Here is a 23,782-nt window from a genome sequence, read left to right as displayed (position 1 = left end):
ATGTTCGAGAAAATGCAACGGGCGTTCTGGAGGGCATTGACCCCGGATCTGCTGGTGGAAGAGCCGAAGGTGGCGGCCCTGCTTTCTACGGACCTGCCGTCGAGCGTGGTCGCCGCGCTGGGTGGGCTGGATAACCTGGCATCGCGACAGCGCATTGCGATAACGCGAGTGCGGGTCCAGCTGCGTGATGTAACCCGACTGGACGAACAGGCCTTGCGTGCGGCGGGTGTGCCGGGGGTGATGGTGCTGGCGGATGGCGTGGTGCATGTATTAACCCGGTGCCCAAGGCGGGACTGACGGCCTGCGCTACTCCCTGGGGATTTCCTGGCTGGCGCTGGGCGTCCGTCCTGCTACCGCCTATTGGCGGTAGCCTTATCGGCGATCAGATCTCGCTGATATTGACCCAGCGTTGTTCCCGTGCCGCCAATCTAATCGCCGTCGCCAGTCGCTCCACTTCCAGTGCTTGCTCGAAATCGGTGCCGGCTTGTCCGTGCCCGGCCAAGGCCATGATCAGCTCATGCACTTCCAGCGTCTTCAACTCGTTGTAGCCCAGCTGATGCCCCGGTGCTGGACTGAACGCTGCATATCCGGGCAGGTTCGGCCCGGCCAGTAAACGCTGGAAGCCGTCCTGGCCGACACGGCACAGGCGTAACTCATTCAAACGCTCCTGATCGAATGACAGGGTCCCTTGGGTGCCACTGATCTCGAAACTCAGGTGATTCTTGTAGCCGTGCTTGAGCCAACTGCTGCTGAAGGTGCCACGCGCGCCGCTGGCAAAGCGCAGTAACGCATGGGCCTGATCGTCGACGGCAATTGTGCGTTGTTCCTGGCTACCGGCTGTGGCCGGGCGCTGGCGGTGCACGGTCTGGGAATCGGCGCATACCGCTTCGACATTGCCGATCAGATAGCGCGCCATGCCCAGCAAGTGGCTGCCCAGGTCCGCCAGCGCGCCACCGGCATGTTCGGCCTCACAGCGCCACGACCAGGGGGACGCTGGATCGGCCATGAAGTCTTCGCTGAATTCGCCTTGAAAGCTGATGATCTCACCGAGTTTGCCGCTCTGAATCAACTCCCGCGCCAAGCCGATGATCGGGTTGTGCTGGTAGTTGTAGCCGACACGGGTGACCACGCCCGCATCCTTGGCCGCCAGGTGCATGGCGTTGGCCTGTTCAAGGTTCACCGCCAGCGGTTTTTCGCAGTACACCGGTTTGCCAGCGGCAAGCGCGGCCATGGCCATCGGGTAGTGCAGGTGGTTGGGTGTGGTGATGGCGATCAGGTGGACCTTGGGGTCGTCGATCAATTGCTGCCAGTCGCCATAGGCCTGCTCAAAGCCCCAGGCAGTGGCGCATGCCTGGGCACGAACGGGATCGGCGTCGGCCAGGGCGGCGAGGCGAAGCGTGAAGGGCAGTTCGAATGCTGCGCTGACGTTGCGAAAGGCCAGGGCATGGGCACGACCCATGAAACCCGTGCCGATAAGTCCGATTCCGAGTTCGCGCATGACAGGATCCTTTGGTTTTTGTTTTCAGGAAGCCCGTTTATAGAATAAAAATTCCTTTTCATCAATTATGGAATAAATATTTACATGCGGCCGCTGAGCGCTCGCGTGCAAACGTGGGAGTTCTTCGCTGCGCGCGGCGCCGTAACGCCAGTGTCTCGGTCAGTCTTCGAACCCGACCTGCTCGTGAATCTCATCGACTTTCAGTTCCAGTCGATAAGCCACGGCGATAAACAGCGCCTGACACAGGCACAAGGTCGCACTCAACGAGCGGAAGGCAAACGAGCTGCCTTCGTTGACCAGCAGCACGGTGTTGGCGCGCTTGGCCAAAGGCGAAAGGTTACTGTCGGTGATGATCAGGGTTTTCGCCTGATGATGCTGGGCGATGCGCAGGCAGTGCTGGGTTTCCTTGCCGTACGGCGTGAAGCTGATGGCGATCACCAGGTCATTGGCGCGCACGCTGCGCATCTGCTCGCGGTAACTGCCGCCGAGACCCGATACCAGGTGGATGCGCTTGTTGGTGTGTTGCAGGTTGTAGACCAGGTAATCGGCCACCGCGAACGAGCGGCGTACGCCGACCACGTAGATGTTGTCAGCGTTGACCACCAGATCCACGGCCTTGTCGAAGGCCTGATCATCGAGTTCCAGCCCCAGCCGTTCGATACCCGACAGGGTGGCGTTGATGCATTCGCGCGCCAGATCGCCGCCGCTGGCCTTCTGTGACTTGTTGGCAATCATGCTGCGAATGCGCTGCTGGTAGTTCTGCACCGGCGTGGTCTTGTGGGTATACGCCTCGCGAAACAGCGCTTGCATTTCGCTGAAGCCGCTGAAGCCGAAACGCTGGGAAAACCGCACGATGGCCGACGGGTGCACTTCGCACTCGCGAGCGATGTCGCTGATGCGGTCGACCATGATCCGGTCGCTCTGCTGGCTCATGTAGCTGGCGATGCGTTTGAGCTGGCGCGGCAGGCTTTCGTATTCATCGGTGATCAGCTGCAGCAGACGCTCGGCATTGATCGGGGGGCTGGTGAGATCGCTGTCGGGCGTGCTCTCGGTCGTAGCCGGCTGATCGGTGCGGGACATTAGGAAATCCTTCTGGCTTGTTCTTATAGGGACGATCTTTCACCTCGTCCCCTGACAATAGGTTGGCTGTGCGCAGTCTACAGGGTAGGCCCGAATAAAATCTTGAGCTTGCAGCAGTGTGAAGCTTGCTGAAACGATGCACTGCTTCTGGAACGCTTGTGCCAAAGCTTATTGGAAAAAATATTCCATGTAAAAAATATTTGGAATAATTATTGATTGTTCGGTCCCGGTCGTTTTAGTCTGCATCCACCAAGAGTGTTCGGTACGGCCATCGCCCCGAACGCAGGCTGATAAAAATAACAGGAGCCAGCATGGGCCAGACTCGTTTTGCCAGTGGGCGTCAATTGGATCTGATTTGCCTGGGGCGCCTAGGCGTCGACCTCTATGCGCAGCAAGTCGGGGCGCGGCTGGAGGATGTAAGCAGCTTTGCCAAGTACCTCGGCGGCTCGTCCGCCAACATCGCCTTCGGCACCGCGCGGTTGGGGCTCAAGTCGGCGATGCTGAGCCGGGTAGGGGACGACCATATGGGGCGCTTCCTCGTTGAGTCCCTGACCCGTGAAGGCTGCGATGTCAGTGGCATCAAGGTCGATCCGGAGCGCTTGACCGCCATGGTCCTGCTGGGTCTCAAGGACCGCGAAACCTTTCCTTTGGTTTTCTACCGCGAAAACTGCGCCGACATGGCACTGCGGGCCGAAGACATCAGCGAAGCCTTTATCGCCTCCAGCAAAGCCTTGCTGATCACCGRCACACATTTCTCCACCGACGGTGTGTACAAGTCGAGCATCCAGGCCTTGGACTATGCACAGAAGCACAACGTCAAACGGGTGCTGGACATCGACTACCGCCCGGTGCTCTGGGGTTTGGCCGGCAAGGCGGACGGTGAGACCCGTTTCGTCGCCGACCAGAACGTCAGCCAGCATGTGCAGAAAATCCTTCCGCGTTTCGACCTGATCGTCGGCACTGAAGAAGAGTTCCTGATGGCCGGTGGTGCCGAGGATTTGCTCACTGCGCTGCGCAATGTCCGACGCCTGAGCGCGGCGACCCTGGTGGTCAAGCTCGGCCCGCAAGGCTGCACGGTGATTCATGGAGAGATCCCGACCCGTCTCGAAGACGGTGCGATTTATCCCGGCGTGCGTGTGGAAGTGCTTAACGTGCTGGGGGCCGGCGATGCCTTCATGTCGGGCTTCCTCAGTGGTTGGCTGGAGGACGCCAGCGATGAGCGCTGCTGCCAGTTGGCCAACGCCTGTGGCGGCCTGGTGGTGTCGCGCCATGCCTGCGCCCCGGCGATGCCGACCCGCGCCGAACTGGATTACCTGTTCAACAGCCCGGTGCCGATTACCCGTCCGGACCAGGACGCGGTGTTGCAGCGCCTGCATCAGGTCAGCGTGCCGCGCAAACAGTGGAAGCAACTGTTCATCTTTGCCTTCGACCATCGTTGGCAACTGGTGGAACTGGCGCAAAAGGGCGGCCGCAACCTCAACGCCATCTGCGAACTCAAGCAACTTTTTATCCAGGCCGTGGAGCGGGTCGAAGCCGATTTGCGCGAGCAAGGCATCGACGCCGATGTCGGGCTGCTGGCCGATCAACGTTTCGGCCAGGATCCACTGAACGCCGCCACCGGTCGCGGCTGGTGGGTGGCGCGGCCGGTGGAAGTCCAGGGTTCGCGGCCATTGGCCTTCGAACACGGTCGCTCTATCGGCAGCAACCTGATTGCCTGGCCACAGGAACAGATCATCAAGTGCCTGGTGCAATTTCATCCCGACGACGAGCCTCTGCTGCGTCTGGAACAGGAAGCGCAGATCAAGGGTTTGTATCAGGCGTCCCAGGTCAGCGGTCATGAACTGCTGCTGGAAATCATCCCGCCCAAGGATCACCCCTCGGCCCACCCGGACGTGCTGTATCGCGCCCTCAAGCGCCTCTACAACCTGGGCATCTACCCGGCGTGGTGGAAGATCGAAGCGCAAAGCGCCGAGGAGTGGCAGCAACTCGACGAACTGATCCAGGAGCGCGATCCGTACTGCCGAGGGGTGGTGCTGCTGGGCTTGAATGCTCCGGCATCAGCATTGGCCGAAGGCTTTCAACAGGCCAGCCAGAGCCGGAGCTGCCGCGGGTTCGCCGTGGGCCGGACGATTTTCCAGGAGCCGAGCCGTGCTTGGTTGGCCGGGGAAATCGACGATGAGGCGCTGATTCGCCAGGTGCAAGGCACCTTTGTCGAATTGATCGATGCCTGGCGTGCGGCGCGCGCCTGACGAAACACCGCCGCTCCCACAGGGTTCCGTGTCGTTCTTACTGATGTGTGTAAAACAATAAAAGGTGCAGCCATGCCCGCTATCCGAATTGGCATCAACCCGATCTCCTGGAGCAACGACGACCTGCCGTCCCTCGGTGGCGAGACGCCATTGAGCACCGCCCTCGGCGAAGGCAAGGAAATCGGTTACGAAGGTTTTGAACTCAACGGTAAATTTCCCAAGGATGCCAAAGGCGTCGGCGACGTGCTGCGGCCCTATGACCTGGCGTTGGTGTCCGGCTGGTATTCCAGCCGTCTGGCACGGCGTTCCGTGGCCGAGGAAATCGACGCCATCGGCAGCCATGTCGAGTTGCTGGCGAAGAACGGCGCCAAGGTGCTGGTCTATGGCGAGGTCGCGGACTCCATCCAGGGCCAGCGCATTCCTCTGGTCGAACGCCCGCGCTTGCACACCGAACAGGCTTGGCAGGAGTACGCCGACAAGCTCACCGAACTGGCGCGTTTCACCCTGTCTCAGGGCGTGCGCCTGGCCTATCACCACCACATGGGCGCCTACGTCGAATCCCCGGCGGACATCGACAAGTTGATGGCGTTGACCGGCAGCGAAGTCGGCCTGCTGTTCGATTCGGGCCATTGCTACATGGGCGGCGGCGAACCCTTGCAGGTGCTGCGCAAACACATCGACCGCATCTGCCACGTGCATTTCAAGGACGTGCGCAAACCGGTGGTGCAGCTGGCGCGCAACAACCTGTGGAGCTTCCCGGACTGCATCATCAACGGCACCTTCACCGTGCCCGGCGATGGTGATATCGACTTCGGCTCATTGCTCGATGTGCTGCTGGCCGCCGATTACCACGGCTGGCTGGTGGTCGAAGCCGAGCAGGACCCGGCGGTGGCGCCGAGTTACGTCTACGCGAAAAAAGGCTACGACACCTTGCGTGCGTTGCTCGACGAGAGGATCGCGTCATGAGCCTGCTGGTCAAAAGCAACGCCCGCGGCCGCACCATGGTCGAGTTGGGCAACGGTGAGCTGGAATACGTCGGCTTCGCCGCCTACCGCTTGAGCCTGGGCGAAACACTGCCGGTCTCGGCGGGTGATAAAGAACTGTGCCTGGTGCTGCTCAGCGGCCGGGTCAGCATCAAGGGCGAAGCGCCGGGGCAGGGCGCGTTCGACTGGGACAACATTGGCGATCGGCAGTCGGTGTTCGAAGACAAGTCTCCGTTCGCCGCGTACTTGCCGCCCGGCAGTCAAGCCCAGGTGGTCGCCCTGAGTGATGTGCAAATCGCCGTGTGCGCTGCGCCTGGTTCGACCAGCGAAACCCTCGGCCCACGCCTGATCAAACCCGACACGATGAAGCGCAGCGTGCGCGGCAAGGGCGCCAACACCCGTTACGTCTGCGACATCCTGCCGGACACCGAGCCCGCCCATTCACTGCTGGTGGTCGAAGTGCGCACGCCGTCCGGACACTCCTCGAGCTATCCACCGCACAAGCACGACACCGACGACCTGCCGCACCAGAGCTTTCTCGAAGAAACCTATTACCACCAGATCAACCCGCCCCAGGGCTTCGTGTTCCAGCGGGTGTACACCGACGATCGCAGCATCGATCAGGCCATGGCCGTGGAAAACAGCGACCTGGTGGTCGTGCCCAAGGGTTATCACCCGGTCAGTGTGCCGTACGGCTACGAGTCGTATTACCTGAACGTGATGGCCGGCCCGAAACGCGTCTGGCAGTTCCATAACGATCCGCAGCACAGCTGGCTGCTGGATCTCTGAATTCCAACGTCTGAATTCCACTATCTGCACGGAGAACAATAACGATGAACGACGCCCCGGTAATTGGCCATTACATAGACGGTCAGGTGCAAGACACCGGCAGTGAGCGGTTCAGCAATGTCTTCAACCCGGCCACCGGCAGCGTGCAGGCACGGGTCGGGCTGGCCAGCGAGAACACCGTGGACGAGGCAGTCGCATCGGCCCTCAGGGCCTTTCCAGCCTGGTCCGAGCAATCGTCCCTGCGCCGTTCGCGGGTGATGTTCAAGTTCAAGGAATTGCTCGACCGCCATCACGATGAACTGGCAGAAATCATCAGCCGCGAACACGGCAAGGTTTTCTCGGACGCCAAGGGCGAAGTCACCCGTGGCATCGAAATCGTCGAATACGCCTGCGGTGCGCCGAACCTGTTGAAAACCGAGTTCAGCGACAACATCGGCGGCGGCATCGACAACTGGAACCTGCGCCAGCCTCTGGGTGTTTGTGCCGGAGTTACGCCGTTCAACTTCCCGGTGATGGTGCCGCTGTGGATGATCCCGCTGGCGCTGGTTACCGGTAACTGCTTCATCCTCAAGCCGTCCGAACGCGATCCGTCCGCCAGTTTGCTGATGGCCCGTTTGCTCACCGAAGCCGGGTTGCCGGATGGTGTGTTCAACGTGGTCCAGGGCGACAAGGCTGCGGTCGATGCGCTGCTGCAACACCCGGACATCGAAGCGATTTCTTTTGTCGGTTCGACGCCGATTGCCGAGTACATCCATCAGCAAGCCACCTCCCGGGGCAAGCGCGTGCAGGCCCTGGGCGGGGCGAAGAACCACATGATCGTCATGCCCGATGCGGATCTGGATCAAGCGGCGGATGCCTTGATCGGCGCGGCGTACGGCTCGGCCGGTGAGCGCTGCATGGCGATCTCGATTGCCGTGGCAGTCGGTGATGTCGGTGACCAGCTGATTGCCAAACTGCTGCCGCGCATCGATCAACTGAAGGTCGGCAACGGCATGCAGAGCGACAGCGACATGGGGCCGTTGGTGACGGCCGAGCACAAGGCCAAGGTCGAAGGCTTCATTGACCAGGGTGTGGCTCAAGGTGCGCAGCTGATTGTCGATGGTCGTAATTTCAAGGTGCCTGGCGCCGAGAACGGCTTCTTCGTTGGCGCGACGCTGTTCGACAAGGTCACGACCGAGATGAGCATTTACCAACAGGAAATCTTCGGTCCGGTGCTGGGCATCGTGCGTGTGCCGGACTTCGCCAGCGCGGTGGAGCTGATCAACGCCCACGAATTCGGCAACGGTGTGTCCTGCTTCACCAGCGACGGCGGCATTGCCCGAGCCTTCGCCCGCACCATCAAGGTCGGCATGGTCGGCATCAATGTGCCGATTCCGGTGCCAATGGCCTGGCACTCGTTCGGTGGCTGGAAACGCTCGCTGTTCGGCGACCACCATGCCTACGGTGAAGAAGGTATCCGCTTCTACAGTCGCTACAAAAGCGTGATGCAACGCTGGCCCGACAGCATCGCCAAGGGCCCTGAATTCAGCATGCCGACAGCCAAATAATTCACTTGTGCGGAGAACAACAATAATGAGCAAACCCCTGCGTTTCGCCCTGAACCGTATGGTCGCCCCACGTTTGTCTCTGCCTGCGTTCATCGAGTTGGCGGTGACCCTCAAGGCCGACGCCATCGAGATCCGCAACGACCTTAAAGGCGTCGAGATCGAAGATGGCACCGCACCCGAGCGTGTGCGTGAGTTGTGCGCGGCCAAAGGCATCACCGTGCTGTCGATCAACGCGCTGTATCCGTTTGATGTGTGGAACGACGAGCGCCGGGAGCAGGCCTCGAAACTCGCTGCCTATGCCCGGGACTGCGGCGCCCAAGGGCTGGTCATGTGCCCGTTGAACGATCGTGCCGACCCGCGTACCGAAGCCGAGCGCGCTTCAGGCCTGCGCACGGCGTTGAGTCAGCTGGCGCCGATCCTGCGCGATCACGGGATTCTCGGGTTCATCGAGCCGCTGGGTTTCGAAGAGTGCTCGCTGCGCCTTAAACGCACAGCGGTGGAGGCGGTCAAGGCCATCGGCGGGCTAGATGTGTTCCGGCTGGTGCATGACACCTTCCATCATCATCTGGCCAGCGAACATGAGTTTTTCCCAGAGCTGACCGGGCTGGTACACATCTCCGGGGTCGAGGATGCCGAAGCCCCGCTGGCGACCATTCGCGATGGTCACCGGGTGCTGGTGGGCGAAGGCGACATCCTCGGCAATGCGGCGCAGATCGACACCTTGCTCGCTACCGGCTACAGCGGCTACCTGTCGTTCGAACCGTTCGCTGACAGCGTGCATGGACTGGCGGATATCGAACAGGCGATCGGCGCGAGCATGGATCACTTGCAGAAATCCCTGGCCTGAGGCCGACGCGGATCAAATGTGGGAGCGAGCCTGCTCCGGGCGGCGTTCCGACGAAAGCGCTGTGTCAGGCGACATCAATATTGACTGTGCCGCCGCCTTCGTGAGCAGGCTCGCTCCCACAGGGTTTTCTTCGTGTATTGAAGGATCAGATATGACCACAACAAGACTGACCATGGCCCAGGCCCTGGTGAAATTCCTCGATAACCAGTACATCGAGGTCGATGGGGTCCAGAGTAAATTCGTCGCCGGGATCTTTACCATCTTCGGCCACGGCAACGTTCTGGGCCTGGGCCAGGCTCTGGAGCAGGACAGCGGCGACCTGGTCGTTCATCAGGGCCGCAATGAGCAAGGCATGGCCCATGCCGCCATCGGGTTCGCCAAGCAGCACCTGCGGCGCAAGATCTATGCCTGCACTTCGTCGGTGGGGCCTGGTGCGGCGAACATGCTGACCGCTGCCGCCACGGCGACGGCCAACCGTATTCCCTTGCTGCTGTTGCCCGGCGATGTCTATGCCTGCCGCCAGCCCGACCCGGTGTTGCAACAGATCGAGCAGTTCCACGACCTGAGCATCAGCACCAACGATGCGTTCAAGGCCGTGAGCAAATACTGGGACCGCATCAACCGTCCCGAGCAACTGATGACGGCAGCGATCCACGCGATGCGGGTGCTCACCGACCCTGCGGAAACCGGTGCCGTGACCCTGGCCTTGCCGCAAGACGTGCAGGCCGAGGCCTACGACTATCCCGATTATTTCCTGCAAAAACGCGTGCACCGCATCGAGCGTCGTCCAGCCACCGAAGCCATGCTCGGCGATGCACTGGCGTTATTCAAAGGCAAGCGCAAACCGCTGATCATTTGCGGCGGCGGGGTTCGTTATTCCGGTGCCAACGCCGCATTGCAGGCGTTTGCCGAGCGCTTCGACATTCCCTTCGCCGAAACCCAGGCCGGCAAGAGCGCGGTGGTGTCCAGCCATCCGCTGAACGTCGGTGGCATCGGTGAAACCGGTTGCCTCGCGGCGAACCTGCTGGCGAGGGACGCCGATCTGATCATTGGCATCGGCACCCGTTACAGCGACTTCACCACCGCGTCGAAGTCCTTGTTTCAGCATCCGCAGGTGCAATTTCTCAACCTCAATATCAGCCCCTGCGACGCCCTGAAACTCGACGGTGTGCAATTGCTGGCGGACGCCAGAACCGGTTTGTCGGCGCTGGCCGAAGTGCTGGGTGATTATCGCTCGAGCTGGGGCGATCAACCCCGTCAGGCCAAGGCGCAACTGGATGAGGAAGTCGATCGCATCTATCAGGTGGAATACCAGGCCAAGGATTTCGTCCCGGAAATCAACGACCACATGGACCCGGCGGTGCTGCGCGAATTCATCGAGCTGACCGGCTCCTGCCTGACCCAGAGCCGTGTGCTCGGGGTGCTCAATGAAACCCTCGCGGACGACGCAGTGATCGTCGCCGCCGCCGGCAGCCTGCCTGGCGACTTGCAGCGCAGCTGGCGCAGCAAGGGYGTGAACACCTACCACGTCGAGTACGGCTATTCCTGCATGGGTTACGAGGTCAATGCTGCGTTGGGCGTGAAACTCGCCGAGCCGGATCGTGAGGTCTATGCGCTGGTGGGCGACGGCTCCTACATGATGCTGCACTCGGAGCTGGCGACCTCGATTCAGGAGCGGCGCAAGATCAACGTGGTGCTCCTGGACAACATGACTTTTGGCTGCATCAACAACCTGCAGATGGAACACGGCATGGACAGCTTCGGCACCGAGTTCCGCTTCCGCAACCCACAAACCGGCAAGCTCGATGGCGGCTTTGTGCCGGTGGATTTCGCCATGAGCGCGGCGGCCTATGGCTGCAAGACTTACAAAGTGACCACCGTTGAAGAGCTGAAGGCTGCCCTGGCGGATGCGCGCTTGCAGCCGGTTTCGACGCTGATCGATATCAAGGTTTTGCCCAAGACCATGATTCACAAATACCTGTCGTGGTGGCGGGTCGGTGTGGCGCAGGTTTCCACCAGTGCCCGTACCGATGCGGTGGCCAAGACCCTGAACGAACGACTGGCCAAGGCCCGTCAATACTGATTGCCCCTGAAACCAACAACAAATTTTCACAGGAGAATCTTCATGTCATTGCTCTCTAATTCACTGCGCATTGGCGTCATCGGCACCGGGGCCATCGGCCAGGACCACATCCGTCGTTGCAGCCAGACCTTGCTCAACAGCCAGGTCGTGGCGGTCACCGACATCAATTTGCAGCAAGCGGCCAAGGTCGTTTCCGATCTCAAGCTGACCGCCGAGGTTTATCCCGACGGTCACGCCCTGATCAAGGCGCCGGAAGTCGAGGCGATCCTCGTTACCTCCTGGGGGCCGAGCCACGAAGAGTTCGTGCTGGCAGCGATTGCCGCCGGTAAGCCGGTGTTCTGCGAGAAACCGCTGGCCGTCACTGCCGAAGGCTGCCGCAAGATCGTCGAGGCCGAAGTGGCTCACGGCAAGCGGCTGGTACAGGTCGGTTTCATGCGTCCGTACGACGAGGGGTATCGGGCGCTGAAATCAGTGATCGACAGCGGCCAGATCGGCGAGCCGTTGATGCTGCATTGCGCCCACCGCAACCCGACCGTGGGCGAGAACTACAAGACCGACATGGCGATCACCGACACCCTGATCCATGAACTGGATGTGCTGCGCTGGTTGCTCGATGACGACTACGTGTCGGTGCAGGTGGTGTTCCCGCGCAAGACCAGCAAGGCCCACGCCCATTTGAAAGACCCGCAGATCGTGCTGCTGGAAACCGCCAAGGGCACGCGCATCGATGTGGAAGTGTTCGTCAACTGCCAGTACGGCTACGACATCCAGTGCGAAGTGGTGGGGGAGACCGGCATCGCCAAACTGCCGGAACCGTCGCAGGTGCAGTTGCGCAGTGGCGCGAAGCTGTCCAATGCGATTCTGATGGACTGGAAGGACCGTTTCATCGCCGCGTATGACGTCGAGTTGCAGGCGTTCATCGATGGCGTGCGCGCCGGGCAGGTCGGCGGGCCTTCGGCGTGGGATGGCTTCGCAGCGGCGGTGGCGGCGGATGCGTGCATCGAGGCGCAGAACAGCGGGGCGATTGTCAAAGTCGGCCTGCCAGAGCGCCCACACTTCTACGGCTAACCATGATCCCTGTAGGAGCGAGGCTTGCCCGCGAAGACGGATGTGCAGCCGACATCAATGTTGAATGCGCTGACGCCTTCGCGGGCAAGCCTCGCTCCTACAGGTGTCGATCTCTGGTTAAGGAGAACAAAAAACATGCGCATCGCACTAGATCCCTACATGTACCGCAACCTGCCCCTGGGCAAGATGGTCGACAAGGTCGCCGAACTCGGTTACGAACACATCGAGCTGTCGCCCCGGGAAGATTTCCTGCCGTTCTACAAAGCCCCACGGGTCGACAAGGCGCGGATCAAGGAATTTCGCAAAGCCCTGAGCGACACCGGGGTCAAACTCTCTTCTCTATTACCGATGTACCACTGGGCCGCTGCCGACGAAGGTTTGCGCGTGGCCGCGGTGCGCAACTGGAAGCGCGCGATCCAGATTGCCATTGAGATGGACTGCGAACTGGTCAACACCGAGTTCACCGGCCAGTCGGACAACCCGCTGGTGTGCGAGAACCAGTTCATGCGCTCCATGGATGAGCTGATCCCGGAGTTCGAACGCGAAGGCATCAAGCTCGATATCCAGGCGCACCCGTATGATTTCTGCGAGCGCAATAACGAGTCGGTGGACATCATTCGTGGTCTGGACCGTGACTGGATCAACTACCTCTACGCTGCCCCGCACACGTTTTTCTATGACGATGGCGTCGGTGATATCGCCTCGATGCTCAAGTACGCCGGCTCCAGGCTGAGCCACCTGATCATCGCCGACACCTACAACCACAAGGCGTCTTCGGGCTTGCGCTACATCGTCAACCCGCCGGGTGTCACCGCCACCGTGCACCAGCATCTGGACATCGGCCAGGGCGAGGTCAATTGGGACGCGTTCTTCGGCACCTTGCGCGAGATCAAGTTCGATGGCATTGCCACCGTCTCGGTGTTCGCCTGGGAGGACCGGCCGGACGAGTCCAACCGGATGATGCTCGAACGCGTGACCCGCGAACTCTGCCAATAACCCCACCCCCCGTAGGAGCGAGGCTTGCCCGCGAAGCTTTTAGCAATCTTGAGGGCCTCTTCGCGGGCAAGCCTCGCTCCTACGGGGTCGTGTGAATACAGGAATTAATCATGCGCATCGGACTTGTCGGATACGGCCATGGCGGCCGGTTTTTCCATGCTCCACTGATCAGCAGTTTGCCGGGGGCAACCTTCGTCGGTGTGGTTACCCGTTCAACGGAGCGGCGCCAGTTGCTGGCGGCAGAACACCCCGGGGTGCCGGCCTTCGACAGCATCGGCCAACTGGTCGAAATCGGGGTCGATGTGCTGGTGGTGTCCACACCGCTCAAAGGTCGCCCGGCGCTGGTGCTCGACGCCATCGAACACAATGTGGCGGTGGTCAGCGACAAGCCGTTCGCCGCCGACGCGCAACAGGCGCAAACCCTGATCACCATGGCCCAGCGCCAGGGCGTGCAACTGAGCGTCTACCAGAACCGGCGCTGGGACTCGGACTTTCTCACCGTGCGCAAACTCATCGAGTCCGGTGCGCTGGGCCAGGTCACCCGTTTCGAATCGCGGATCGAACGCTATTCGCCACAGTCGGTGAACAACGGCAGTGGCGGTGGTTTCTTGCGGGATCTGGGCAGCCATCTGGTGGATCAGGCGTTGTTGCTGTTCGGTCCGGTGACACGGGTCTACGCCGAGCTGGATTATCTGGAGAAAGACCAGACGTTCGATAACGGCTTCTTTATGTCCCTGACCCATGCCAACGGCGTGATCTCGCATTTGGGCGGCAGTTGTCTGCAAAACACCCCCGGCCCGCGCTTTCGCGTGACCGGAACTCAGGGTTGCTACAGCGTCGATGGTCTCGACGGGCAGGAGGCGTCGGCGCTCGCCGGGCTGACACCGAAATCCGAAGGTGAACGCTGGGGAGTGGAAGAGCATCGCCGCTGGGGCTGGTTCGAACAGGGCGAAGTGCGCGAAAGAGTTCCCTCCGAGCGTGGTTGCTGGAATCAGTTCTATTTACAGCTGCAAGGCGCATTGCAGAGCGGTGGCCCACTGCCTGTGGAGGCCCGTGATGCACTGGCGACCACCCGCGTGCTAGACGCTGCGCGGCTGAGTTTCGAGCGCCATCAGGTGGTGCAATTGAGCGCCTTCGAAAGTCATGGAACAAAATCAGAATAAAATTCTAAAATGAGTTGATATGGAAAATATTTTCCAATAAAGTCATTTCCAGCGAGCTGCCTCGCACCCGGTTCCAACTCTTTTCCCGCTTGTCCGCTTACTGAAATCGTCACGCCTTATCCATAAAACCAACAAGAATGTGGAGAAAGACTTTTCATGAAGACCAAGATCCGTTTCGCCTCACTCGCCTTGTCCCTGATGTTCGCCAGCGGCGCTGCACTCGCTGACATGAAGATCGGCGTCAGCATGTCGCAGTTCGATGACACCTGGCTGACCTACCTGCGCGAATCCATGGACACAAAAGCCAAATCCTATCCCGATGGCGTCAAGCTGCAGTTCGAAGACGCGCGCAGCGACGTGGTCCGGCAGTTGAGCCAGGTAGAAAGCTTCATCAGTCAGAAGGTCGACGCCATTGTGGTTAACCCGGTGGATACCGCCGCGACCAAAAAAATCACCGAATCGGCGGTCAAGGCCGGCATTCCGCTGGTGTACGTCAACCGCCGTCCCGATGACCTGAACCTGCCCAAAGGCGTGGTCACTGTCGCCTCCAACGATCTGGAGGCCGGTCAGATGCAGATGCAATACCTGGCCGACAAAATGGGCGGCAAGGGCGACATCGTGATTCTGCTGGGCGACCTGGCGAACAACTCCACCACCAACCGTACCAAGGGCGTCAAAGAGGTGCTGGCCAAGTACCCGAACATCAAGATCGAGCAAGAGCAAACCGGCATCTGGTTGAGGGACAAGGGCATGACCCTGGTCAACGACTGGCTGACCCAGGGCCGCAAGTTCGACGCGGTCGTCTCCAACAACGACGAGATGGCCATTGGCGCCGCGATGGCCCTGCAACAGGCCGGAGTGGAAAAGGGCAGCATCCTGATCGCCGGTGTCGACGGTACGCCTGACGGTTTGAACGCGGTGAAGAAGGGCTCTCTGGTCGTCTCGGTGTTCCAGGACGCCAAGGGTCAGGCCGACGGTTCGATCGAGACGGCAGTGAAAATGGCCAAAAACGAGCCGGTCGAGCCGGCCGTGTGGGTGCCGTATCGCTTGATCACGCTACAAAACGTTGACCAGTTCAAATAGTCCGTCCGTTCAATAACAACAATAAACACGCAAGGTGGCAACCGCGACCTTGCTGATGGAGTACCTGATCATGTTCGCTTCAGCGACTGCTTCGAGCACCCCATTGATGGGTGTCCAGCCAACTGTAACGCCTGTCGATGAGCCGTACCTGTTGGAGATCGTCAACGTCAGCAAGGGTTTCCCCGGGGTGGTGGCCTTGTCCGACGTGCAGCTGCGGGTACGCCCCGGTTCCGTGCTGGCCCTGATGGGCGAAAACGGCGCGGGCAAATCCACCTTGATGAAAATCATCGCCGGCATCTACCAGCCGGACGCCGGCGAACTGCGCCTGCGGGGCAAGCCGGTGGTCTTCGAAACGCCCCTGGCGGCGCTGCAGGCCGGGATCGCGATGATCCATCAGGAACTCAACCTGATGCCGCACATGAGCATCGCCGAGAACATCTGGATCGGCCGTGAGCAGCTCAACGGTTTCCACATGATCGACCACCGCGAAATGCACCGCTGCACGGCGAAGCTGCTGGAACGCCTGCGCATCAACCTCGACCCCGAAGAGCATGTAGGCAACCTGAGCATCGCCGAACGGCAGATGGTCGAGATCGCCAAGGCGGTGTCTTACGATTCCGACATCCTGATCATGGACGAACCGACATCGGCCATCACCGAGAAGGAAGTCGCCCACCTGTTTTCGATCATTGCCGACCTGAAAAACCAGGGCAAAGGCATCATCTACATCACCCACAAAATGAACGAAGTGTTCGCTATCGCCGATGAAGTGGCGGTGTTCCGCGATGGCGCTTACATAGGCCTGCAGCGGGCCGACAGCATGGACGGCGACAGCCTGATTTCAATGATGGTCGGGCGTGAACTGAGCCAGTTGTTCCCGGTACGCGAGACGCCGATCGGCGATCTGCTGCTGTCGGTGCGCGACCTCAAGCTCGATGGCATTTTCAAGGACGTGTCCTTCGATCTGCATGCCGGCGAGATCCTCGGCATTGCCGGGTTGATGGGCTCGGGGCGGACCAACGTCGCCGAGGCGATCTTTGGCATCACCCCGAGCGACGGTGGCGAGATTCGCCTCGACGGTGAAGTGGTGCGCATTACCGATCCGCACATGGCCATCGAGAAGGGCTTCGCCCTGTTGACCGAGGATCGCAAGCTCAGCGGCCTGTTCCCGTGCCTGTCGGTGCTGGAGAACATGGAAATGGCGGTGCTGCCGCACTACGCCGGCCACGGTTTCATCCAGCAAAAAGCCCTGCGCGCCCTGTGCGAAGACATGTGCAAGAAGTTGCGGGTGAAAACCCCGTCGCTCGAGCAGTGCATCGACACGCTGTCCGGCGGTAATCAGCAGAAGGCCTTGCTGGCGCGCTGGCTGATGACCAACCCACGAATCCTGATTCTCGACGAGCCGACCCGCGGCATCGATGTCGGCGCCAAGGCCGAGATCTACCGGCTTATCTCCTACCTCGCCAGCGAAGGCATGGCGGTGATCATGATTTCCTCGGAGCTGCCGGAAGTGCTCGGCATGAGCGACCGGGTCATGGTCATGCACGAGGGCGACCTGATGGGCACCCTCGATCGCAGCGAAGCGACTCAGGAACGAGTGATGCAACTGGCCTCGGGCATGTCCGTGGTTCACTAATGGATGCCGGCGCTGGCTCGGCCAGCGTCGACGACGCGATAGAAGGGTGAGTGGTTATGAATGCGATACTGGAAAACAAGCCAGCAACGGCACCGGTCAAGAGTCGCCGGCGCTTTCCGACTGAACTGAGCATCTTCCTCGTGCTGATCGGCATCGGCCTGGTGTTCGAGGTGTTCGGCTGGATCGTGCGCGACCAGAGCTTCCTGATGAACTCCCAGCGGCTGGTATTGATGATCCTGCAAGTGTCGATCATCGGCCTGCTGGCGATTGGCGTGACCCAGGTGATCATCACCACTGGTATTGACCTGTCCTCAGGCTCGGTGCTGGCGTTGTCGGCGATGATTGCCGCCAGCCTGGCGCAGACCTCGGATTTCGCACGGGCGGTATTCCCGTCGCTGACTGACTTGCCGGTGTGGATTCCAGTGATTGTCGGGCTCGGCGTCGGGCTGCTGGCGGGGGCAATCAACGGCAGCATCATTGCAATTACCGGGATTCCACCGTTCATTGCCACCTTGGGCATGATGGTCTCGGCCCGTGGCCTGGCGCGTTACTACACCGAAGGCCAGCCGGTGAGCATGCTATCGGACTCCTACACGGCCATCGGTCACGGCGCGATGCCGGTGATCATTTTTCTGGTGGTGGCGGTGATCTTCCATATCGCGCTGCGCTACACCAAGTACGGTAAATACACCTACGCCATCGGCGGCAACATGCAGGCGGCGCGTACGTCCGGTATCAACGTCAAACGCCATCTGGTCATCGTCTACAGCATCGCCGGGTTGCTGGCGGGGCTGGCGGGCGTGGTAGCTTCGGCCCGTGCCGCCACCGGCCAGGCCGGGATGGGCATGTCCTATGAACTGGATGCGATTGCCGCAGCGGTCATCGGTGGTACCAGTTTGGCGGGCGGAGTAGGGCGCATCACCGGCACGGTCATCGGTGCACTGATCCTTGGGGTGATGGCCAGCGGATTCACTTTCGTCGGGGTCGATGCCTACATCCAGGACATCATCAAAGGCTTGATTATCGTGGTCGCGGTGGTCATCGACCAGTACCGCAACAAGCGCAAACTCAAGCGCTGAATTTGACTGCAAAAACAGCGAGGGCCATTTCTGGCTCTCGCTTCGCAATACCCCCATCACGCATTCAAATAAACCCATAAACCGCTTGCCATCGATTCCAGGCTATCAACTGGCGGATCCGGCAGCACCGTTGGTGGGATCTCCGTCAGCAATCATCTGTTTGAGGCATTCACGTTCTTCCGCTCCGGGTAGCACTCCAGTCGTAGTCGCCTCCAGCACTGTGATTCCCTCTGCGTTGAGTATTCTGATTTCGGCTTTCGCGTGACCGCGTTCATCGATGTCAGCGATGAGCCAGTGGCAGGTGATCTGTTCTCCCGCATAAACCGGTCGTTTGAACGCGAAACTCATCCCCGTTGCCAGCCAACCGATTTGCCCGCCAATTTCGGTGACGAGGCTGGCTGTCAGAAGGCCGTGGGCGATGGGCTCCTTGAACCTGCGTATCACGGCGTAGCGCGCATCGCAGTGAACCGGATTGTAGTCTCGGGAAATCTGCGCGAATTGACGAATATCGTCATCTGAAAAGCAGCGGACTATCGTGAACCGGTCTCCGACCTGGAGCCCTTCGGCAGCACGTTCTCTTGGGCTCTTCATAACGACTCCCTGGTTAAAAAGTATGTTCGGGGCCAGGAAATGTTCCTGCTTCCACTTCAAGTGCAAAGTCCCTTGCCGCGGTGTGAAGTACCGAGCGAAGGTCGGCGTACTGTTTGACGAATCGCGGCATGCGGCCGGTGCGTAGTCCGGCCATGTCCTGCCAGACCAGAACCTGAGCGTCGCACTGGTTACCCGCGCCAATCCCGACGGTCGGAATTGAAATCGCTTCGGTGATCGCTCGACCTGCATCACCCGGCACCATCTCGATCAAGATAGCGAATGCGCCCGCTGCTTCTAACTCTTTGGCACTGTCTATCAGGCGCTGCGCATCCTCGCCACGGCCCTGGACGCGATAGCCACCCAGTTGATGTTCCATCTGTGGTGTGAAGCCTATGTGCGCCATGACGGGTATGCCTGCGCTGACGAGCTTCTTTATCTGAGGCAGCACCTCGATCCCGCCCTCCAGTTTGACCGCATGCGCACCGGCTTCTTTCATGAAACGAACGGATGTGTGAAAGCATTGTTCCACCGAAGCCTGGTAAGAGCCGAAAGGAAGATCCGCAATCACCAGTGCTCGCCGTGTCGAACGGCTGACCGCGCGAACCAGAGGGATAAGTTCGTCAACGGTGACTGAAAGCGTGGACTCATTGCCGTAGACATTGTTCGAGGCGGAATCGCCCACCAGCAGGACAGGGATTCCGGCTTCTTCGAAAATGGCTGCGCTGTACATGTCGTACGCTGTGAGCATCGCCCATTTTTGACCCTGCACTTTCATCTGTTTCAGATGCGGGATTCGCACGCGTGTCGCCGGTTGGGCGGGAGGGGCGCTGCCATAGGGTGGAGGTTGGTCACTCATTGTGGTTGTCTCGCTGAAAAATGGATTAACCCGACATCTGCGCGGTGAGCAGAACGACCGCGATGATGATCATGGCCGCTCCGGAGAAACGACTGACCCACTGAGCGGCGGCGGGGCGTGCCTGGAGAACGGCCTGTGAGCCAAATCCCACCAGCAGGTAGATAACGCCACAACTGACGGTGTGGACGAGCCCCAGCGCAATCATCTGCATTGGGACGGACCAGGTAGCGGTTACGTCGGTGAATTGTGGCAATAGCGCCAGGAACAGCAGAAACACTTTCGGGTTCAGCCCGCTGACGCAAAGCCCCTTGAGCGCCCAGCGCTTCCAGGAGCCCGACACCTGGATGTCGTCAGCATGGGGTGTAGAGGGACGGACAAGCATGTTGATACCTAACCAGAACAGATAAGCCGCCCCGGCAACCGTAAGCACCGTCAAGACAATGGGGTGATTGGCGACCAGCGCGCCAACACCGGCGGCAACAATTACGGTTGCAATCAAATGGCCGGACAAAAGCCCGCCCACAGCGGGCAGGACGACCTGGCCCTTCAAACCCGCCGAAATCGCGTACGCCCAATCTGCACCGGGCGTGATGATGAACAGAATCGACACCGCCCAGAAAGCAACAAAAATACTGAAGGTCATGGCGCCAGGCACTCCCGTTGATGACACACCGCTCTCTGCATCGTCCCGCTCCGCGAATCACAGGCCGCCTCATCTTTGGTCAAGGGAGTGCGGCGTTAATGGTGAGAGGAAGAATAATGAAATGTTGTTAGAATTAAATTTCAAAAGTAATCGTTCATGTGCGCTGTAAGGGGAGATTTTTCTATATGGACAGGATTGATCGAAAGATTCTTGCTGAGCTTCAAAAAGATGGTCGCCTTTCGGTCACTGAACTCGCTGAGCGAGTGGGGCTGAGCCTTTCCCCTTGTCATCGGCGAGTACGGGCACTGGAAGAGTCAGGTGTGTTGCTTGGCTACAGGGCACAGCTGGACCCAGGCGCACTCGGCCTGAATTTTTCAGCGATGGTGTTTGCCACGCTTCGTGAGGGAGACAGGCAAGCTGTCGAGGCTTTCGAGACGGCGCTCATCGAGATCCCGCAAGTGGTCGATGCCCAGAGGTTATTCGGGGAGCCGGACTACCTGCTGCACGTCATCACTCAGGATTTGCCAGCCTTCCAGCAGCTATACGATGAGAGCCTTTCGACCTTGCCCAACGTACAACGGTTGACCTCGACCCTCGTTATGAAACGGGTCGTTCAGGATAGGCCGCTTCCTTTGTGAAGGCGTGGCAAGCCCTGCGGTTTGGTCTTTCGATTTCGCACAACGCTGTTCACCCAACGAAAAACGCCGCTGATTCCCGACCGGGACAGCGGCGTCAACGGTTAGCGCCGGGCGCTATTTGTAATGTTTCTCATAGACGGCAACCTGCTCCGGCGTGATCAGTTGGAAAGGCACCCAGACATCCGTCTCGACCGGCTCACCCTTGATCATTTTGATGGCCGCTTGCAGCGCAGTGGCCGCCTGGGCCTTGGGGTCTTGAAAGACCGAGGCCACCAGCATCCCGCGCTTGATCGCCGCCAGGCCGTCGGGCAGGCCGTCGATGCCGACAATCGCAATCTCGCCCTTGGTTTTGCCGGCCTGCTGCAGTGCCATGGCGGCGCCGATGGCCATCTCGTCATTGTTGGCGACGATGGCATCAAAACTCGTGCCGGCCAGCAGCCAGTTGCTGGTCAGGTCCATGCCTTTGTTGCGCTGCCATTCGGCGCTTTGCTGTTCGACAATCTTGATCCCGGGATAGTCCTTGAGCACTTGTTTGACGCCTTCGGTGCGGTCGTGCGTGGAGTTTTGCGCGAGGTCGCCCATGATGATCGCGAGGGTGCCTTTACCTCCCAGTTTTTCAGCCAGGTAGCGCATTTGCAGTTGCCCGGCCTCAATGTCGTTCGACGCCACGGTGACCACGCCTTTGGGCAAGACGCGTTCGTCCGGGTGGCGGTTGACGTAGACCAGTGGCGTCTGCGCTTCGACGGCGGCGCGGGTCATGTTGGCGGTGGCGGCGGTGTCTACGGGCAAGACGATGACCGCATCGACTTTCTGGTTGAGAAAGCCCTGGACCTGATTGAGCTGGCGAACCACATCGCCTTGGGCGTCCTCGAACTGGATCTGGACGTTGTCCTTTTTGGCAGCTTCCTCCAGACCGCTGCGCACATAGGTCATGAAGTTGTCGTCGACCCTGGCAATGCTGACACCGATGCGATAGCTGGCGGCGGCCCATTGGCTGAAGACGAGTAGAAGCGTGGCAAAAAGTAGTGTGCAGCGACGCATGATGGTTTTCCTTTTGTTGTTATAAGTCGACATTCATCAAGATCAGGGGAGAGGGTTGCTGGCGCGCGTAGAGTCAACGTCCAGGCGCGCCGCAGGCTCCTCAACCCAGCGTGAACGCTTGCCGGAAACGTTCCAGTGCCGCTTCGCTGTCGCCGCTGGCCCAGCCCTCAAGCCCGACGACACCGGTGTATCCCATACCGAACAAGGCTTTGGCAATGGCCGGGTAATGGATTTCGCCGGTGCCCGGTTCCATGCGCCCAGGGACGTCAGCGACCTGGATTTCACCGATGGCGCTGCCGGCGCGCTGGATCAGTTCGATCAGGTTTCCTTCGCCAATCTGCGCATGGTAAAGGTCCAGGTTCATCTTCAGATGAGGGCTGCCCACGGCCTCGATCAGCGCCAGGGTATCGTCGGCGCGAGCGAACGGCGTGCCGGGGTGATCCACCTCGGTATTGAGGTTTTCCAGCAGGAACACCCGGCCGGCGTCTTCGCCCAGGCGAGCGATTTTCTCCAGGGTCTTGCAGGCGCTCAACCACATGCGTCCGGTGGTGTGAGCCACGGGTTTGACTGGCAAGCCTTTATCGCCCAGACCCGTGCCATGCAGGTTAAGGCTCGGGCAGTTCAATTGGGCGGCAACGGCCAGCGATTCCCGTGCGCTGTCGAGCAGGTGCCGGATGTCCTCGGGGTCGGTCAAATTGCCCGAGATGTAGCCGGTCATGGAGGTGAAGTCAGCGCCGGTGGCGACCAGCGCCGGAATGTCTTTGGTCGTCCAGCTCCAGATTTCGGCGCTGAAGCCCAGTGCGTGAATGCGTTTGACCCGTTCGGTGAACGGCAGGTCGAGGAACACCATTTCGGCGCTGATCGCCAGTTTGAACGGAGTGAAACTCATGGACGGCCTCCTTGCACACGCACCGCTTTGCCCTGCTGGAAGGACTCGATACAGGCGCGGGCAATGGCCAGTGCGGCTTTCGCATCTTCGCCGCTCGCCAGTGGTTTTTCGCCGCTGCGCAGGCAGTCGACAAAGTGATTGAGCTCGGCCACGTAGGCATCACGCAACAGGTCGGTGTCCAAACGCTGGGTGTCTGCCTGGATGCCAGTGGCCAGGTAGCGAACCAGGTCAGAGTCATTGACGCTGCCCATGCTCAGCATGCCGGCGCTGCCGAACACTTCGCCCCGAACGTCGTAGCCATACACCGCCTGGAAGTTCGCCTCGGCGGTGGCGATGGCGCCGTTGTCGAAACGGATCGTGACCACAGCTGTGTCGAGCAAACCCTTGTCCTTGAAGTCCGGAGCGATCAGGGCATCGGCCATGACAAACACCTCAACCGCTTCGGCGCCGGGATTGAGGTAGCGCAGGGTATCGAAGTCATGGATCAGGGTTTCGAGGAAAATCACCCACTGCGGCGAGGCGGCGGGATTGTTCAGGGCTGGATCGCGTGTCAGCGAGCGCAGCAGTTGCGGCGTACCGATACGTCCGGCGACCACGTCCAGGTGAGCCGCCCGGAAGCTTTTGGCAAAGCGGCGGTTGAAGCCGACCTGCAGCGTCACTCGCGCATCGGCAGCCGCAGCGATGGCGCGGTCGGCTTCGTCCAGGGTAATGGCCATGGGTTTTTCACAGAACACCCCTTTGCCGGCCCGTGCTGCACTAATCACCAATTCGGCATGGCTGCGGGCCGGGGCGGCGATCAACACGCCGTCGATTTCCGGGTCATCGAGCAATTGCTGTGGATCGGTGTAGACCCGCTGTACACCCAACTCTGCGGCGAGGCGCGCGGCCTGGCCGGGTGTCGGGTCGGCGATGGCGGTCAGGCAGGCACCGGGAATGTTCCGGGCCGCGGTCTGACCGTGGAAGCTGCCCATGCGGCCGGCGCCGATGAGACCCAGGCGGATGACTTTGGATGCACTCATGAAA

General features: G+C 60.3%; 22 protein-coding genes. 14 read left to right on the top strand and 8 right to left on the bottom strand.

Annotation, left to right across the window (positions count from 1 at the left end; genetic code table 11):
• Positions 1-297: a PTS sugar transporter subunit IIB gene (locus AC1DVE_RS19315; protein ID WP_223455737.1), complete on the top strand. Its 297-nt coding sequence runs from the start codon at positions 1-3 to the stop codon at positions 295-297.
• Between the two features lie 85 nt (positions 298-382).
• Here the strand turns inward: AC1DVE_RS19315 and AC1DVE_RS19310 are convergent, their stop codons facing one another.
• A complete protein-coding gene (locus AC1DVE_RS19310) occupies positions 383-1,498 on the bottom strand; it encodes a Gfo/Idh/MocA family protein (RefSeq protein ID WP_223533744.1) in 1,116 nt (371 codons plus the stop codon).
• Positions 1,499-1,657: 159 nt separating this feature from the next.
• Positions 1,658-2,578: a MurR/RpiR family transcriptional regulator gene (locus AC1DVE_RS19305; protein ID WP_223448551.1), complete on the bottom strand. Its 921-nt coding sequence runs from the start codon at positions 2,576-2,578 to the stop codon at positions 1,658-1,660.
• 311 nt (positions 2,579-2,889) lie between these two features.
• Between AC1DVE_RS19305 and AC1DVE_RS19300 the strand changes: the two genes are divergently transcribed.
• The 12 genes from AC1DVE_RS19300 (at position 2,890) to AC1DVE_RS19245 (ending at position 18,101) form a co-directional block, all read left to right on the top strand.
• Positions 2,890-4,827, top strand: coding sequence for a bifunctional 5-dehydro-2-deoxygluconokinase/5-dehydro-2-deoxyphosphogluconate aldolase (locus AC1DVE_RS19300; protein WP_477784133.1), 1,938 nt, complete (start codon positions 2,890-2,892; stop codon positions 4,825-4,827).
• 72 nt (positions 4,828-4,899) lie between these two features.
• A complete protein-coding gene (iolE, locus tag AC1DVE_RS19295; RefSeq protein WP_223455740.1) occupies positions 4,900-5,793 on the top strand; it encodes a myo-inosose-2 dehydratase in 894 nt (297 codons plus the stop codon).
• On the top strand, positions 5,790-6,599 hold the full coding sequence (gene iolB / locus AC1DVE_RS19290; protein ID WP_223448554.1) for a 5-deoxy-glucuronate isomerase: 810 nt from the start codon (positions 5,790-5,792) through the stop codon (positions 6,597-6,599). Before iolE ends, iolB begins: the two co-directional genes overlap by 4 nt.
• Positions 6,600-6,643: 44 nt before the next feature.
• Positions 6,644-8,146, top strand: a complete 1,503-nt coding sequence (locus tag AC1DVE_RS19285) for a CoA-acylating methylmalonate-semialdehyde dehydrogenase (protein ID WP_223455741.1) — start codon at positions 6,644-6,646, stop codon at positions 8,144-8,146.
• Positions 8,147-8,171: 25 nt separating this feature from the next.
• A complete protein-coding gene (locus AC1DVE_RS19280) occupies positions 8,172-8,993 on the top strand; it encodes a TIM barrel protein (RefSeq protein ID WP_223455742.1) in 822 nt (273 codons plus the stop codon).
• A 151-nt stretch (positions 8,994-9,144) separates the two neighbouring features.
• Positions 9,145-11,076 carry a 3D-(3,5/4)-trihydroxycyclohexane-1,2-dione acylhydrolase (decyclizing) gene (iolD, locus tag AC1DVE_RS19275; RefSeq protein ID WP_223455743.1) on the top strand — a complete coding sequence of 644 codons (1,932 nt, stop codon included), beginning with the start codon at positions 9,145-9,147 and terminating at the stop codon, positions 11,074-11,076.
• 42 nt (positions 11,077-11,118) lie between these two features.
• Positions 11,119-12,144, top strand: coding sequence for a bifunctional inositol 2-dehydrogenase/D-chiro-inositol 1-dehydrogenase (gene iolG / locus AC1DVE_RS19270; protein ID WP_223455744.1), 1,026 nt, complete (start codon positions 11,119-11,121; stop codon positions 12,142-12,144).
• A gap of 135 nt (positions 12,145-12,279) precedes the next feature.
• Positions 12,280-13,140, top strand: coding sequence for a sugar phosphate isomerase/epimerase family protein (locus AC1DVE_RS19265; protein ID WP_223533742.1), 861 nt, complete (start codon positions 12,280-12,282; stop codon positions 13,138-13,140).
• Positions 13,141-13,250: 110 nt separating this feature from the next.
• Positions 13,251-14,303 (top strand): Gfo/Idh/MocA family protein, encoded by a 1,053-nt coding sequence (locus AC1DVE_RS19260; protein WP_223533711.1) that lies wholly within the window; start codon positions 13,251-13,253, stop codon positions 14,301-14,303.
• Between the two features lie 156 nt (positions 14,304-14,459).
• Positions 14,460-15,386 (top strand): sugar ABC transporter substrate-binding protein, encoded by a 927-nt coding sequence (locus AC1DVE_RS19255; protein ID WP_007994285.1) that lies wholly within the window; start codon positions 14,460-14,462, stop codon positions 15,384-15,386.
• 70 nt (positions 15,387-15,456) lie between these two features.
• Complete coding sequence (locus AC1DVE_RS19250) at positions 15,457-17,022, top strand: sugar ABC transporter ATP-binding protein (RefSeq protein WP_223459458.1); 1,566 nt, start codon at positions 15,457-15,459, stop codon at positions 17,020-17,022.
• A 56-nt stretch (positions 17,023-17,078) separates the two neighbouring features.
• Positions 17,079-18,101, top strand: a complete 1,023-nt coding sequence (locus tag AC1DVE_RS19245; RefSeq protein ID WP_007986627.1) for an ABC transporter permease — start codon at positions 17,079-17,081, stop codon at positions 18,099-18,101.
• 105 nt (positions 18,102-18,206) lie between these two features.
• Here the strand turns inward: AC1DVE_RS19245 and AC1DVE_RS19240 are convergent, their stop codons facing one another.
• From AC1DVE_RS19240 to AC1DVE_RS19230, 3 genes are read right to left on the bottom strand one after another with little or no spacing between them, the layout of a single operon-like run.
• Positions 18,207-18,692, bottom strand: a complete 486-nt coding sequence (locus AC1DVE_RS19240) for a MaoC family dehydratase (RefSeq protein WP_223459456.1) — start codon at positions 18,690-18,692, stop codon at positions 18,207-18,209.
• Between the two features lie 13 nt (positions 18,693-18,705).
• Positions 18,706-19,548, bottom strand: coding sequence for a 3-methyl-2-oxobutanoate hydroxymethyltransferase (panB, locus tag AC1DVE_RS19235; RefSeq protein ID WP_223459454.1), 843 nt, complete (start codon positions 19,546-19,548; stop codon positions 18,706-18,708).
• Between the two features lie 25 nt (positions 19,549-19,573).
• The gene (locus AC1DVE_RS19230) at positions 19,574-20,191 is read right to left on the bottom strand and encodes a LysE family translocator (RefSeq protein WP_223533712.1); all 618 of its coding nucleotides are present in this window, start codon (positions 20,189-20,191) and stop codon (positions 19,574-19,576) included.
• Between the two features lie 185 nt (positions 20,192-20,376).
• On the opposite strand from AC1DVE_RS19230, the gene AC1DVE_RS19225 reads away from it, so the two are divergent.
• Positions 20,377-20,829 carry an Lrp/AsnC family transcriptional regulator gene (locus AC1DVE_RS19225; RefSeq protein ID WP_223459450.1) on the top strand — a complete coding sequence of 151 codons (453 nt, stop codon included), beginning with the start codon at positions 20,377-20,379 and terminating at the stop codon, positions 20,827-20,829.
• 114 nt (positions 20,830-20,943) lie between these two features.
• Here the strand turns inward: AC1DVE_RS19225 and AC1DVE_RS19220 are convergent, their stop codons facing one another.
• From AC1DVE_RS19220 to AC1DVE_RS19210, 3 genes are all read right to left on the bottom strand, one after another.
• Entirely contained in the window at positions 20,944-21,870 is a 927-nt protein-coding gene (locus AC1DVE_RS19220; RefSeq protein ID WP_223459448.1) for a sugar ABC transporter substrate-binding protein, read from the bottom strand.
• Positions 21,871-21,970: 100 nt separating this feature from the next.
• Positions 21,971-22,759 (bottom strand): TIM barrel protein, encoded by a 789-nt coding sequence (locus tag AC1DVE_RS19215; RefSeq protein ID WP_477784132.1) that lies wholly within the window; start codon positions 22,757-22,759, stop codon positions 21,971-21,973.
• Positions 22,756-23,778, bottom strand: a complete 1,023-nt coding sequence (locus AC1DVE_RS19210) for a Gfo/Idh/MocA family oxidoreductase (protein ID WP_223459443.1) — start codon at positions 23,776-23,778, stop codon at positions 22,756-22,758. The genes AC1DVE_RS19215 and AC1DVE_RS19210 overlap by 4 nt, the downstream gene beginning before the upstream one ends.
• Positions 23,779-23,782 lie beyond the last annotated feature (4 nt).

This window comes from Pseudomonas sp. P4_B4 (genome assembly GCF_056402255.1).
Note: the sequence above shows the minus strand (reverse complement) of the source record. Positions and strands in the feature narration are given on the sequence as shown.